Source organism: Bilophila sp. T19-St14, assembly GCF_059728385.1.
Genome location: NZ_BAAGFT010000002.1, coordinates 828,734 through 843,204 on the forward strand (window position 1 = coordinate 828,734; position 14,471 = coordinate 843,204).

General features: G+C 56.4%; 11 protein-coding genes. 4 read left to right on the forward strand and 7 right to left on the reverse strand.

The window, feature by feature from the left end; translation table 11 throughout:
• Positions 1–2: 2 nt before the first annotated feature.
• Positions 3–1,271 carry an HD domain-containing phosphohydrolase gene (locus tag AC6I1V_RS17965; RefSeq protein ID WP_302551860.1) on the reverse strand — a complete coding sequence of 423 codons (1,269 nt, stop codon included), beginning with the start codon at positions 1,269–1,271 and terminating at the stop codon, positions 3–5.
• Between the two features lie 1,345 nt (positions 1,272–2,616).
• Here AC6I1V_RS17965 and AC6I1V_RS17970 point away from each other — a divergent pair.
• The 3 genes from AC6I1V_RS17970 to AC6I1V_RS17980 all read left to right on the forward strand — a co-directional run bounded on the left by AC6I1V_RS17970 (position 2,617) and on the right by AC6I1V_RS17980 (position 5,916).
• Positions 2,617–3,378, forward strand: a complete 762-nt coding sequence (locus tag AC6I1V_RS17970; protein WP_302552244.1) for an HAD family hydrolase — start codon at positions 2,617–2,619, stop codon at positions 3,376–3,378.
• 201 nt (positions 3,379–3,579) lie between these two features.
• Positions 3,580–5,427 carry a DNA helicase RecQ gene (recQ, locus tag AC6I1V_RS17975; protein ID WP_486854432.1) on the forward strand — a complete coding sequence of 616 codons (1,848 nt, stop codon included), beginning with the start codon at positions 3,580–3,582 and terminating at the stop codon, positions 5,425–5,427.
• A 279-nt stretch (positions 5,428–5,706) separates the two neighbouring features.
• Complete coding sequence (locus AC6I1V_RS17980) at positions 5,707–5,916, forward strand: hypothetical protein (RefSeq protein ID WP_337431303.1); 210 nt, start codon at positions 5,707–5,709, stop codon at positions 5,914–5,916.
• Between the two features lie 574 nt (positions 5,917–6,490).
• Here the strand turns inward: AC6I1V_RS17980 and AC6I1V_RS17985 are convergent.
• Both AC6I1V_RS17985 and AC6I1V_RS17990 read right to left on the reverse strand, forming a co-directional pair.
• Positions 6,491–7,303, reverse strand: coding sequence for a hypothetical protein (locus tag AC6I1V_RS17985; RefSeq protein WP_486854433.1), 813 nt, complete (start codon positions 7,301–7,303; stop codon positions 6,491–6,493).
• Positions 7,304–7,976: 673 nt separating this feature from the next.
• On the reverse strand, positions 7,977–8,255 hold the full coding sequence (locus AC6I1V_RS17990) for a hypothetical protein (protein WP_486854434.1): 279 nt from the start codon (positions 8,253–8,255) through the stop codon (positions 7,977–7,979).
• Positions 8,256–8,697: 442 nt separating this feature from the next.
• On the opposite strand from AC6I1V_RS17990, the gene AC6I1V_RS17995 reads away from it, so the two are divergent.
• A complete protein-coding gene (locus AC6I1V_RS17995) occupies positions 8,698–9,906 on the forward strand; it encodes a tyrosine-type recombinase/integrase (protein WP_294625552.1) in 1,209 nt (402 codons plus the stop codon).
• An 8-nt stretch (positions 9,907–9,914) separates the two neighbouring features.
• Here AC6I1V_RS17995 and AC6I1V_RS18000 read toward each other — a convergent pair whose 3' ends face one another.
• From AC6I1V_RS18000 to AC6I1V_RS18015, 4 genes are all read right to left on the reverse strand, one after another.
• Positions 9,915–10,226 (reverse strand): helix-turn-helix transcriptional regulator, encoded by a 312-nt coding sequence (locus AC6I1V_RS18000; protein ID WP_294625553.1) that lies wholly within the window; start codon positions 10,224–10,226, stop codon positions 9,915–9,917.
• An 18-nt stretch (positions 10,227–10,244) separates the two neighbouring features.
• The gene (locus tag AC6I1V_RS18005; protein ID WP_366143763.1) at positions 10,245–10,559 is read right to left on the reverse strand and encodes a LuxR C-terminal-related transcriptional regulator; all 315 of its coding nucleotides are present in this window, start codon (positions 10,557–10,559) and stop codon (positions 10,245–10,247) included.
• A 671-nt stretch (positions 10,560–11,230) separates the two neighbouring features.
• On the reverse strand, positions 11,231–12,436 hold the full coding sequence (locus AC6I1V_RS18010) for a capsule polysaccharide biogenesis protein (protein WP_300683902.1): 1,206 nt from the start codon (positions 12,434–12,436) through the stop codon (positions 11,231–11,233).
• Entirely contained in the window at positions 12,433–14,442 is a 2,010-nt protein-coding gene (locus tag AC6I1V_RS18015) for a capsule polysaccharide biogenesis protein (protein ID WP_300683900.1), read from the reverse strand. Before AC6I1V_RS18015 ends, AC6I1V_RS18010 begins: the two co-directional genes overlap by 4 nt.
• Positions 14,443–14,471 lie beyond the last annotated feature (29 nt).

Below are 14,471 nucleotides of genomic sequence, written 5' to 3' on the forward strand. Positions count from 1 at the left end.
GCCTAATCCAGCAAGAGCGCGTCGGGCTCGGCACAGGCGGCGTGCAGGGCCCGGAAGCCTTGCCTCGCCTCCGCCTGCGTGGAGGCCCGGACGGTATTGAGCTCGTCGGCGTGGCCGCACAGCATCCCGACCAGATCGCCGTCAAGATGCCCCTGCTTCACCATGTCCTGCATAATGCGCAGGGCTTCGGGCGGCGTCATGCCCGCACGGTAGGGCCTGTCCTCGGTAAGCGCCGTGAACACGTCCGCAATAGCCATGATCCGCGCGGGGATGGGGAGTTCCCTGTCCTTCAGGCCCAGCGGGTAACCCCTGCCGTCCATCCGTTCGTGGTGGCCCCCGCCCCAGGCGCTCACAAGCCCGAAGCCGGGCACGGCGTCCAGCCACAGGCGGCTGAGGTCGACGTGGCGTTTCATCTTGGGGAATTCCTCGTCGGTCAGCTTGCCGGGCTTTTCGAGCAGCGACAGCGGGATTCCGAGTTTCCCGATGTCGTGGAGCATGCCCGCGACGAACAGCGTGTCGAGGTCGTCCCGCCCGATGCCCGCCAGCCGTCCGAGCGCTGCGGCGGTATGGGCCACGCCCGTGGAATGGGTGGCGGTAAAGGGGCTGCACGAATCGATGACGTGCCCGAAAAGGGTACTGAACTGAATGATTTCCTGAGGCTCAAGGAGCCTGTCGCCGTAGCGCCGCCGGAAGGGGCCGGGAAGGTGCCTGTGCGCCCCGGCGAGGCCCCTGAGCGTTTCCTCATCGTGCAGGATGTCCAGCATGGCCTCGGCGTGATCGGGCGAGTAGACACCGGGGCGGCGCTGGCGCACCTTGCGTTCCGCATTCTCCACGGCCTCCCTGAAATCCTTTTTGGCGCGCAGATCCACATCCACGCGATCCGCGATATTGATGAGGCTGCCCTCACGGGCGGCGCTCCCCCTGTCGCATGCCTTTTCCCAATACATATGGTGGAAGCGCACCCGCTCGGCTTCTTCCGCCAGTGTGGGGCAGCTTTGCAGGAACAGGCAGCCCGCTTGGGGATGGAGGTATCGCTCGCGCTCGAAGATGAGGTCTTCCGCGCTGGTTTTCAGGGGAATGACCCCCACATCGTGCATGATCCCGGCAAGGAAAAGCCGTTCGCGCTCCCCGGCGGAAAGGCCGAGGCGTTCGGACAGCCTGTCGAGCAGGAACCCCACCCGCATGTGGTGCCCGGTCAGCGCCGGATGCACCTGATCCAGCGCATTGGAGAAGGCTAGGATCAAATCGTAAAGTTTGATGCGCAGTTGCATGGCGTACCCGAAAAGGAGCGAAGATGTCCGCCGGCACGGGGCATCGGCAGAAGGTTACCGGAGGATATGGGGTCTGCCGCAAAAGTCAACAGCGGGGAGGAGGGAGGTTGGATAGAGGATTGGGAGAGAAGAGATTGGGAGGGGAGGAGGAACCTTTCTGAAGAAAGGCTTCCTCCTCCCCTCCCAAACCCACCCCTCCTCTTCCCAAGACTTTTGACTTTATCGAATCCCTCATCTCAGGCGGGGGAATGGGCGGTATTTTTGAGGGGAATTGGGGAATGGCGCAGATCGCCCGGAGCGGTAGCCGGATTTTTGTATGGCTGTGCCATAGGAAACGGCTGATGTTTTATTCCTTGAAACTTCAAAGGAATAAACCGACAAAATATCTTAGCTATGGATTCCGTTAATGGAAAAATTGGATAAAAAGGCTGCATTTTCACCGCGCTGTGGAGATGAAACAACTACATACTGTGACAGAACCTTTTGTATGTGGCCTTGTCGTTAGGTGTGTCAGTATATTTCCACAATCCCTCCTCTTCCCAAGACTTTTGGTCTTATCGAATCCCCCATCTCAAGCGGGGAATGGGCGGCATTTTTTGGAGGAAATTGGGGAATGGCGCGGCTCGCCCGGAGCGGCATCCGGATTTTTGTATGGCTGTGCTATAAAACGGCTGATGCTTTATTCCTTGAAACTTCAAAGGAATAAACCGACAAAATATCTTAGTATGGATTCCGTTAATGAAAAAAACTGGATAAAAAGGCTGTATTTTCACCGCCCTGTGGAGATGGAACAACCGTATACTACGGCAGCGCCTTTTGTATGTGCCCTTGTCGTTAGGTGTAATCAGTATATTTCCACAATCCCTTCATCTTCCCAAGACGTTTGACTGATGGGGAGGCTGTGCGTAAGTTCGTTCCGGCATGTTTTTGAAAGGCCTTGCATAGCATGTGGTTGTTTTATCTCCACAGCACGCTGAAAATACCTCCTTTTTATCCAGTTTTCCGTTGGCGGAATCCATAGCTAAGATATTTTGTCGGTTTATTCCTTTGGAGTTTCAAGGAAAAAAGCATTAACCACTTCCCATGATACAGCCTTTTGAAAAAGTTCCTTTGGGCCGTATAAAGTAGAGATGTCCCCGTAGCCTCCATTACCCCGCTAAGCGTTTGCTTTGGCGGCTTGCCGCCGAAGCAAACGCGCTGCCGGGTCAAGGGGCGGCTCGCCCCTTGCGGAGTGCAGAGGCAGCGCCTCTGCCGGGGTTCCAGGGGCGGAGCCCCTGTACTCGTCCCGGTTTCCGGGGTTGCGCGGGACTGGGTTCGGCTATAGAGGTTGGGGAGGAGGAAGCGCATGAAGATAGCGGCCTGCGATTTTGACGGAACCCTGTTCCGCGACGGTGTGGTGAGCGAAGCCGATCTTGAGGCCATAGCGGGCTGGAGGCGTTTGGGGAACGCTTTCGGGATCGTGACGGGCCGGGGCCGGAACACGCTCCTGCGCGACGTGAAGCGGTTCAACATCCCCTACGATTTTTTGATCTGCAATAACGGCGCGATGATCTGTGACGAACAGGCGCAGGATGTGTATTGCGCGGCCCTGCCTGAGCCGGTGCGCGCCGAAATCATGGAGCACCCAGGTATGCGGGCAAGTTCGCAGTGCGCGTTCTTCGCGGGGACGTCCATTTTTACCCACGCGGATAAGACGGACTATTGGATCCTTAAAGATCATGTGCTCCCCCGGCTTTCCCCCTCGGAGGCCCTGCGTATGCCCGGACTGCATCAGATCAGCCTTGCCTACGCCGAGCCCGGCGAATCGGCGGCGTGGTCTGAAGCCCTTGCGGAAGATTGCGGGGGGAATGCGGGCGTGCATTTCAGCAATATCTGCATCGACATCACCGCCCCGGACGTGAGCAAGGCCGCGGGCATGGCACGCCTGCTTGAGCTGCGGCGCTGGGGCGAAGCCAAGGAAGTGCTCGTCATCGGCGACGATATGAATGACCTCCCCATGATCCGCCATTTCAGCGGCTATGCCGTAGCCAATGCCGCGCCGGAGGTCCGGGACGCGGCGTCCTCCGTGTTCCTGAGCGTCGGCCAGATGTTGCGGGAACGGGCGTAGGGGCTAGCGGCAAAGGGGAGGGCCGGAGGCTTTCTTCTCCGCTCCTCCAAAGGCGCTCAGCCCTGCCGTGGGGAGGGATGCAGGCGGGAAGCGTATGCCGGGCCTGGCCGTGGAGGGCGGGAAGGGCGCGCGGCATGGGCTTGCATTTTGGTGCGGAAGGTTGATGGACGGGCTGTTTTCCAAATGGCGGCAAGGAGAGGCATGATGGGACATGGCGGGGCAGGGGGATGGGGCGATGCCGAACTGTATGGGGCGCTGGCCCGGATATTTGGCTATACGGCCTTCCGTCCGCATCAGCTTGAGATTGTAAAGGGGATTCTCGGCGGGCATGACTCGCTTTCCATCATGCCCACGGGCGGGGGGAAAAGCCTGTGCTTTCAGTTGCCGTCATATTTGATGGATGGCGTATGCGTGGTGATCAGCCCGCTGATCTCGCTGATGAAGGATCAGGTGGATGCCGCCTGCGCCAATGGGTTGCGGGCCGCGGCGCTCAACAGCTCGCTGTCCCCCGAAGGGCACAGGGCCGTGCGGGAGGCGCTGGCCTCCGGCGGGCTGGACTTGCTGTACATTTCGCCCGAACGCCTGAGCGCGCCCGGCTTCTGGGACGCGCTGGCCTCATGGCCCGTCTCTTTCTTCGCCATTGACGAGGCGCACTGCATTTCCCAGTGGGGGCACGATTTCCGCCCGGATTATCTGGCGCTTTCCGGGCTTGTCGAACGCTTCCCCCAGTGCCCGGTGGCGGCGTTCACGGCCACGGCCACGCCTGAGGTGGAGCGCGACATCCTTTCCCGGCTCGGCCTGCGGGAGCCCCGGCTGATCCGGGCTTCGTTCGACCGCCCGAACCTTTTCTATCATGTCCTGCCCAAAGAGGAGCCCCATGCCCAGCTGCTTTCATTCCTTGGCGGGCACGCAGGGGAATCGGGCATCGTCTACCGGGCCACACGCCGGAAAGTTGAAGAAACCGCCGCATTCCTCCAGAAAAAAGGCGTGAAGGCCGAGGCTTATCATGCCGGTTTGCCCGATGCGGAGCGTATGCGCGTACAGGAGGCCTTTCGGCGGGACGAGTGCCCCGTTGTGGTGGCGACGGTGGCCTTCGGCATGGGCATCGACAAGCCCGACGTGCGTTTTGTGGTACATCTCGACCTGCCGAAAAACGTGGAAGGCTATTATCAGGAAACGGGCCGGGCCGGGCGTGACGGCGATCCCGCGCACTGCCTGTTGCTTTACAGTGCGGCGGATATGGCGCAGCTGCTCTATTTCGCGCGTCAGACCGAGGATGAAGGGCAGAGGGGCATTGCGGAAAAACACGCCTACGCCATGCTGGAGTATGCGGAACGCAACCAGTGCCGCCGCAAGGCGCTGCTGGCGTATTTCGGGGAAGATTTCGCGGAGCCCAATTGTGGAGGGTGCGACGTATGCACCGGGGAGATACAGGAGGAAGATTACACCATCGAGGCGCAGAAGGCGCTCTCCGCAATGGTGAGAAGCGGGTGCCGCTTCGGGCGGGTGCTCATCATGGACATCCTGATGGGGGCGGATAACCGCCGCATCCGGGAAACCGGCTTTCAGCATCTGCCCACCTATGGCGTGGGTAAGGATCGGACGCGCCGTTTCTGGAAATACTTGATCGACGCCCTGATCCGTCAGGGGCTGGTTGCCGTGGAAGGTGAAGAATATCCATATCTGCGTGTTACCGAAGCTGGGTGGGGGACGCTGCGGGGCGCCCCATTCCGTGCCCTGCGGATCGTGGAAACGCGCGCCCGCCGAAACCGGGCGGAACGTGACGGGACGGCGCAGGGTGTGGATGTGGACGATACGCTGTTCCAGCTCCTGCGCGCGGAACGCCGCAGGCTGGCGGAAGCCGCGCAGGTGCCGCCGTATGTGGTGTTCCATGACCGTGCCCTGCGGGAAATGGCGGCGGGAAAGCCGGACAGCCGCGAGGCCATGCTCGGCATCGCCGGGGTTGGGGAAAGGAAGCTGGCGCAATACGGCGACGCCTTCCTTGCCGTGATTGCGCGGTACGTTGCGGAAGGCGGGCGTACCCCTTGAATGGTTTTGGTTGGCTGTGCCGTAGAAACGGCTGACGCTTTTTTGAAGTTCCAAAGGGATAAACGGCAACAGGCCCCAGCCATGAGGCACGCCGACGGAAGAACTGGAGAAAAAGGCTGTTTTTCACCATGCTGCGGAGGTGAAACAGTCATATCCTACTGTCAGGGCCTTTTGGCTGCTCCTTGAACATAAAGGCCCTGTCATGGCATATGGCTATTTTGTCTCGCAATATGCTGAAAAATAGATATTTTTTCTCCGATTTTTCCGCTGGTGGGCTCCATGGTTGGGGGCGTTTTATTGGTTATTTCTTTGGAATCTCAAAAGGCTCCGTTATGGCATGCGGTTGTTCCATCTCCACAGCGCGATGAAAATACAGCCTTTTTCTTCAGCTTTCCCTTGGCGGAATCCATAGCCAAGGCATTTTTCCGGTTATCCCTTTGGAGTTTCAAGGAAAAAAGCATTAACCGTTTTTATGCCACAGCCTTTTAAAAAAGCGTCAGCCGTTTCCGATGGCACAGCCCAAATAACACGCGGTTTTTGGGGAAATATTCTGAAGCCGACGCCATCCAGAAGCCTGGGGACATGCCGGAGCCCGGCTGTTCCGGGGGAGGCTGGAGGTTGGGGCGGATAGCCTGCTTCTGCCGGGCCGGAAGCGAGGGGCCTTCCCAATGGCGTCCTCGCGCGTCCTTTCCCTCCGCTGGCCATGCGTTCTTTCCAGCCCGCCTTTCCTTCAGTACAGCCATGACGGGAAGAAGCGCGGGCCGTTGCCTGCATCATTGTGTACGCCCCCAACCTTCTCCCTATCTATATGTGCGCTCCGTCAGAAGCCGCGTTCCGCCATCGCACATGTCAAAAGGGACGGCTGTAAGGCCGCCCCTTTTTGTATCAACAAACTGTATCCACGCGCGGCGGTAAGCCCCCTTTTTTTCCTTTGTGCCGCCTCACGTTGCATTTTCTTCGTGCACGGCAGAACCTGAACGCAAGGCCGAGGCTTCCCGGCAAACCGGATTTTGTCCGTGTGAGGCAGAAGCCTCCGCCTGCCCGCAGGCTATGGGAGCCAGCCTCAGGCGGTCGTATTTTTCCTGTTTTTTACCGTCCTGCGGATCAGGCCGCCGACCAGCCCGCCGATCACGGCAAACAACAGGATATTGGTCGGAAAAGAGCCGAGATACGAGGCCCAAGGCACGCCTTGCTTGATGCCAAGCTCTTTGAGGATTTTCTGGGCCTGCGTTTTGGCGGCGTCCAGTTGTTGGGCCATGTCCTTGGACGGGTCGAGGATTTGGTATTGATTGATGATGATCACTTTGCCTTGGGCCAGCAGGAAGCTGGAAACAGCGCTCTGTTTGTCCACAGTGCGCTGCCCGTCGGCATCACTCACCTGATCCACGACCGCCATGAAGGAAAAACTGGTATCGCTGGCATCGAAAACGCCTAGGCTGTCAACGGCGCCGATGCCCAAAGCGCCGTCGCTGGCGTTGTTCAGCATATCGTTGGCCTTCTGCCTCAGCGCCGTTTTCAATTGTTCCTGCGCCTTGATAAAGCCTTTTTTCAGTTCAGCGAAATCCTTGACGCTCAATTCCTTGTCCACAAGCGGGCGTATGGTGGACAAAAGGAAGTAATTCTCTAGGCGCTGGTTCACCGGATCCAAAAATTTTTTGTGGCTTTCCTTGTTCACATAGAGGGCCAGAATCTGCACGTTTTTGGGGGAAACCTCGGTCAGGAAGCTACGCACGCTGATATAAGGTTCCTCGTCGCCAGCCATATAGCCGCCGGGCACATTGTAAGCGATATTCTCATCACCGATGGTCAGCGTTTCGGCTTGCGCGGCCGTGGCGAGCAAAAGGCAGGCGGCAAGCGTAAACAGAATTTTCCTCATACGGTTTCCTTTCCCTACTGTAGGATGCGTGGGTGTGGCGGGCGTCCCGGCTGTTGTTTTTGGCGTCAGCGGTGCAGTGAATCCCGTACCGTAGGGCTGTACGCCTGACACGTTATACGCACAAGCATATCTCCAGAACGGCAAGACCGTAAAGACTGCGGCAAGAAAAAGTGCGGATCTTTTGCGCCTCGTCACGATATTCTGGATATGCGGATCATCTAATCCGATGCCGCACAAGGTACGGGTGGTGAGATTTGGGGAATAGAATAGGAAGAGACAATAGTATTTGTAAAACAAACAGGTGTGGAGAAATGGAATATGCAGTTTGTATGTCACATGACAATTCTGCGCCGTTTATTGATTATGCAAAATACGATTTTTATTTTATACCGTTTTTATACGATTCATCACAGCACGTACTGTTACCCATTTCCGTCTTATTATGTATATAATGTGTTAAATTTAATTACTAAGTGAGGCAATACAGAACCATTCTGCATATACCCTCAGCCATAAAACCTCGGCTTGGAGATGATGGCGAGCAAAACTGCATCCCTTTTATTCTTGCCTTCGGTCAGAAGACGTTTTGTAGAAAAAAGCAGGGCCAAAAAATGTTATGTCTTTGGAAAATTTTTTGTTCTCAATGGCTGTGTCATAGAAAATGGTTGATGTGTTATTTCTTGAAATTCCAAAGAAATAACCAATAAAATCCTCCAATCATGGAACCCACCAGCGGAAAAGTGAAAAAAGTATATATTTCAGTATATTGATGAAGCAAAACAACCATGTGCTCTGACAGAGCCTTCTCAATGACTGCGGCAGATTTTTGGAAAGTCTGTGCCACAGGAAATGGCTGATGCGTTATTTCTTGAAATTCCGAAGGAATAATCAATAACATGCCGCAACCATAGCCCAGCAACGGAAAAATTGGAGAAAAAGGCTGTATGTTCATTATACTGCGGAGATGAAACAACCACATCCTATGTCAGGGCCTTTGAGGAAGGACGACTGATGGAGGTTCCCAACAGCAGGTTGATGTTGCTTGGGGGATTCCAAATGAATAATGCTGAAGCCCCCTGAGCGTCAGCCAGCAGGAAGATCGTAGAAAAAGGGTGCATATCCGCCATACGGTGAATATGCAGTCAAATGCTGTACGGATAAAGCGAAGGAACCCACGCTGGACATACTACTCCGATGTGTAAGGGCTCTCTCTCTCTCTCTCTCTCTCTCTCTCTCTCTCTCTCTCTCTCTCGGTCACATATTGCCAATAGGAAGAAATAAATAATTATTAAATTCAATATATTATTGTCAAGATTTTTATCCTGAAAATCTATTTTGGATAAGTTTTGGATAAGCATCTTGCCTTCTTTCGTCGTATCCTCTAACCTGCTCATATGAGTAGCGAAACTGAAAGAAAATACATAAAGACCAAGTTCGAGGGCGTCTTCTTCCGCCAGTCCGCCAAGCGCGATCCGCGCACCGGAGAGTACGACAAAATCTACTGCTTCTGGTACGCAGACCACGAGGGTAAGGGGCACTGGAAAACCGTCGGCAGGCACAGCAAGGGCATCCGTCCGGCTACGGCCAGAAAGGAGAGGGCAAAGTTCCTTGCCGAGTTTGAGGCCACCGGCGTCAACCCCATTGAGCGGGATAAAGTCACCATCGGGGACTTGGTGGATGCCTATCTTGAATGGGGCAGGAGCGAAGGGAAATATGTTGACCAGCACTACAGTCAATATAACGCCCACCTCAAGAACAAAATTCACGCTCTGCCCGTTGTCGAGCTGACCCCGAATCTGCTTTCCAGTCTCAAGGCGCAGCTCCTGAAGACGCCCACCGGGAATACAAAGCCCAAAAAGGCCGCAGGAAAGTCCAACACCAAGACGCGGAAACGGAAAACTCTGGCCGGACAGACCGTGAACAACATTTTCTCGTTCATGCGTTCCGCCATAAACAGGGCTATCGCCACTGGTACATGGAGTGGCGTCAACCCTCTGTCCACCAAGGGCGGGACGTGGAAGATGGTAAAAGCCAACAATGAAAGACTGCGTTTCCTGACCAGAGAGGAGGCCAAAGCCCTTCTGGACGACCTCGAAAAGCGGCATCCGCAGTTGCATGACATGGCCCTGCTTTCCCTGCGAACCGGCCTCCGGCCCACAGAAATTTTCAAGCTGCGCGGACAGGATGTGGATGCCAACGCCTGCGGCCTTTATATCATTCAGAAAGGAGGCAAGCGGGTTTTCGTCCGGGTGCCGGAGGACATGGTCAGGATGCTCCAGGCGTACAAACGCAAACCTGCGGAACCCATCTTCCAGCAGCCCCGCAAGAAAACAGCGTTCACCAAGACGCCAGCCTGCTTCCAGACAGCCGTCAGAAAGCTCAATCTGGCCCCGAAGGACGGTGATAGTCTGTACGCCGTCACCCTGCATACCATGAGACATACCTTCGCATCCTGGCTGGCTCAGTCCGGCAAGGTCACGCTTATGGAACTGCAAAAGCTCATGCGTCATAAGAACATCACCATGACGATGAGATACGCTCACCTTTTCCCAGGACAGGAAAACGAAAAGCTCTCGATTATAGGGGATATGCTGGCGGCCTGAGAACATCATCATTTTGATTCCGAAGTTTGGATACGTCCAGAGGCAATATACTCTTCCAGTACGGCGCGTTCATAGAAAACACGTCTGCCAAAGCTCGTATATGCCGGGCCAATACCTTCCTGACGCCAGTAGGCGAGAGTCTTTTGGCGAATGCCGAACTCTCTTTCCACATCTTTGGGAGCAAGCAGTTTTTGGTTCGATCTGTCAGAAGTATTCCGGGTATTCTCATAACCATAACCGGCGAGTCGCACGGCTTCCGTAATAAGGGGAAACAGTTCTTCCGGTGTGGAAATGATGATGGTACGTCCGTCAGTTTCCATGAAAGCTCCTTGAGAATATTACTCAGCGTATGTCCCGTAATACTTTGCGACCAATTCCAGCATGGAATTACACCCGTTTGCCATGAGCATTTTTTCTCTGTGGCGTCGGACGCCGCTTCGGGAGATTTTCAGGCAGCGGGCGATTCTTGTGGTGTTTACCCCACTGAGAGACAGGCGAAAGACTTCCGCTCCACGAGGCGTAAGTTTTATGGGGTGCTTGGGATAGGCAAGCGTCTCCCCGGTGCAACGCATGATTTCTATAGTGGTATGCACGGAAAACTTTTTGCGGATGCGAGAAAGATGCAGATGGATGAGTTTGCGTGATGTACGCATTTCACGTGCAATTTTTTTTTGGTGTTGTACCTTTCATCAGCAGATTGACGACCTCTTGTTCTTTCTTGGTCAGTAGCTCCAACATAACTTCTCCTCACTAATGGCTAAAACAGATTCAAAAGGGATTGAATCTTGTGTAGCATGGAGAAATCAGGCCGGGCAGTGGCCAATTTATATACTTTTCAAGTTTTCGTGAAAAATGAAATAAATCAATAAAATATACTATTAATGCAGCGAAACGGAAGAGTGGGGGTAAAGAGTCGGAAAGCCCCAAAGGATGTTTGCGCTTCGTCTGCGCTGATGTCCGATAACCGTATTTACGCGCGCATTGCGTGGAGGGAAAGAGTAGGCTATAAGACGAACTGCACGGTTGCTTCTTTTCACTGACTGCCTGCGCTCGGCGCGGCGCAAGCCGGAAAAGGAGCACGGCCATGAGACGTTTAGTCATGGTCTCGCTTATCGCCCTGGCTGTGGTACTGTTGCTGGCGTCTGACGCCAGATAGCAGAATGCCCCGGCCCATTGTAGCGATGGGCCGGGGCTATGAAAAAAAAACCTCAAGCAACCGTGCGGGGCGCTGTAACGCGCCGCGCCAGCCCCGGTTTCTGTTGGTAGCAGGAACCGGGGTTCCCTTTCTATATAAGCCTTCCCCACAGGCTTGGCAAGTGCCCACCTAATCGCCCTCCAGTCTTTGCAGAATCCCGTCAATGGCCGTGCTGATACCCTCCTGGGTATAGAAATTCCCGTTGACCAGGGCATGAACCTTGAGAACCCGTTCAAAGTCCGCCAGTGCGACATCTTCCGGGTTACGAGGTTTATTCCAGAAGGCATCCAGCGGCATTTCCACGCTGTTTGCCGCCAGGCCGGGTATGGCGTAGATGGATGTGCCCACGCAGTAGACCGGCTTGCCCTGACGCAGGGCGGAAATCCCTATGGTGGAGTTTAGCACCACCACGCCGAGGCTTTTTTCCATCATCTGATGCGCCTTGCCGCCCTCGATGAAGTGTACCCGGTCGCTGATGCCGCAGGCCGCGGCGAATGAGGCGATGAAGCCCGCATAGTCGATAAGGCCGTTGTCCAGAGGATGATTGCGGATGAGGATATGGGTATCCGCAGGGGCGCTTCGGGCAAAGGAAGTCAGCACGCAGGCGATGGCTTCCTTCATCCCGCTGTAGGGCGAATAGCGGCGAACCTGAGAGTCGGCGTCGAGCTGGAGGGGAAAGAGGAAGTACGGCGCATGCGAGCGGTACGCGGCCCGAAGGGCCTGAGCGGAACGCCTTCTGCGTGCGGGGCGGCTCAACACACGCAGAAACCAGCCCCAGACTTCCCGGCTGGCGCTTTGTGGGCGGTGTGTCTGAAAGTGCCGGAAAAACGGCCAGAGAAAGATGGTTCCCGCATAATGGGCGATGGCCCGCCATGTCTTGACGGTCTGGGGATTGCCGACTTTCCGGGCTTCTGGAACGTCCGGGCATCGGGCGGCAAGTTCCGCCATGCCTTCTCTGGTGTCCGGCAGGGAGGAAAGGCCGTTCACGCCGCCCTGTTCCATTGTAATATAATCCGGGCGCAGATACCCTTCCTCATAGGCCCAAACACGGATGCCCCGGACTTTGGCCAGCAGGACGGCTTCGCGGTGCAATGGCCGCCAGTCCCCGAAGACATGCAGATCCGTCACCTGTTCCTTATCCATGAGTCGGGCAGCCCATTCGCTCCAGACCGTGGGCTTTTTCCTGAACAGCCGGGTGTGGGGCCAGGGCCAGTCCACCACGTCGCCGCCGCAGCAGTTGACGCGGATGACCGTATCCCCTCGCCGTGCCAGTGCCCGCCCCAACCGTCGGAAAAAGGGACCGTGCGGCCCCTGAAGAAAGAGATGAGTGTTCATCGCCCAATCCTCCGCAGGAAGCTGCGCGCGGCAGAGGCAGGTCGCGTCCAGACACGCTCTCGCATCTGACCGCCCGGCTGGAGCAGACGGCAACAGACATCCTCCACCCGGCAGAAATTCCCTGTCTGCCAGTCGTAGTAGGAGGGATAGAGGAGCAAGACTCCGGCCACCAATTCATCCAGAGTCAGATGGGCCTTGCGGCGGGGGAAATTCCGCCTGTCTTCCGTCAGCCCCCATCCCGCATAAAACGGCCCGCCATAGGTGAACACCCTGACTCCCCGCAGCAATGCCTCAAATCCGGTCTGGGAAGTCAGGGTATGTACCTCCTGGACCAGAGGCAGAAGACGACCCATAGGGAAGTCGCGCAGTATGATATTCGCGTGGCGCAGCACTTCGGCATCAGGAATTGCGCCTTGCCTGTTTCCTCTCTCCACATCCGGGTGCGGCTTGTAGACGATGAAGGTGTCCGGCCTGGCTTCCCGCACGGCCCGCAGTAAATCCAGATTGGCCATGCCGAAGCCGCCGCAGCGCACGGAGGCGTCGTCTTCCACCTGCCCCGGCACGAGGACAATCTTTTTTCCTTCTGGAAACTTTGGCGGCAGAGCGGCCCGGAAGCCGGTATTATACTTGGTCAGTCCCTTTTCCAGAATCAGGGAGCGCAGGGCGGCGGCCCGCTCCAGCAGCGCGGTACGGTCGGGATGTTCCGGCACGGTGTTGAGGATGTCTTCCAGTTCGCTGGGCCGGGAGGGATCGTAGTAGATGCCCTTTCTGTCCACCACCAGGGAGTAGGGCCAGTTGAAATCCGACCCCAGCCCCACGGAGCGGATGAAGCCGTCCTCCATGCGTGCCAGCGTGACTCCCGCATCGTCACATTCCTTTTGCAGCGACGCATCCACACCGGATGACCATGCGACGATTTCCCCGCCGTTGGCCCATGCCGAAAGGACGGCCCGTTTTTCGTCCCGGAAAAATTCCGTTTTTCCTCCGGTGGATTGAAGATAGGCTTTTGCATAAGGTCGATTCCACCAGTGAAAGCCCACACAGGCATGGAAGCGGCGGTTGCGCTCATTCTGCTTTCGCTGTTCGGCCAGCAGGCTGATAGCGTCATGGATGTCACAGCGCCCGCCCCGTATAGGATTTACATAGCGGGCATACAGCAGGTAGGCGGCGGCAAAGATTTCCTCAAGGCTCCGTTTCCGCTGGCGGCGTGGGCAGGTCTGCCTGTCTCTGGTCAGCCCCCATCCGGCATAGAATGGCATGCCGAAGCAATGGACTTCCTTGCCGAGCATGAGGGCCTCAAAGCCCATCTGGGACGTGACCGTGTACACCACATCCACACCGGCCAGCAGGGAGAGCGGCGCATAATCTTCCGCAATGACCTGTACGCTGTGCCCGGCGGCATAGTCACGAAGATAGCCGCGTTTTTTTCCTGCAATGACATCCGGATGTGTTTTTACCCGGACATGGGAAAGCGGGTATGTAGTCAAGACTTCTTCCAACATGGCCTGAAACGTGGCCTCGTCTGCACCGCCCAGTGTGACGCTGGCGTCGCCCACAGTCTGGTCGAGAACCAGTACACGAGGAGTCGGCGTTGCCTCCCACAGACCTTGCGGCGCATCGGGAGCGTGGCTGTACTTGCTCAGATTATGCCGAATGATGTCCCGCATGGCGCACCGGGCGGAATCCATCAGCTCCGGCGTTTCCCACCCGGAAGCATTGAGAAGGTTCTCCAGGTCGGACGGCTCTCCGGCGTCATAGTAAATGCCCGTATGGTCCACGACCAGAGAGAGTGGCTGCGCCCCCTTGCAGCTCAGGTCAAGGGAGCGCAGGAAGCCGTCCTCAAGCGCAATGTAAGGGAGATTATTCCGGGCGGCGTAGCGACGGGCCTTGTCCGCTGTGGTCTTGTGGCCCCAGCCAATAACGCAGGGGGCATCGTTGTCAGGGGCTATCAAAAAAACATACAAATAGGGAATATTGCGCAGTTTTCTGGAAAAAGCGGTTTTCATACTTCTCAAATATTCTTTGTCTTGAAAGC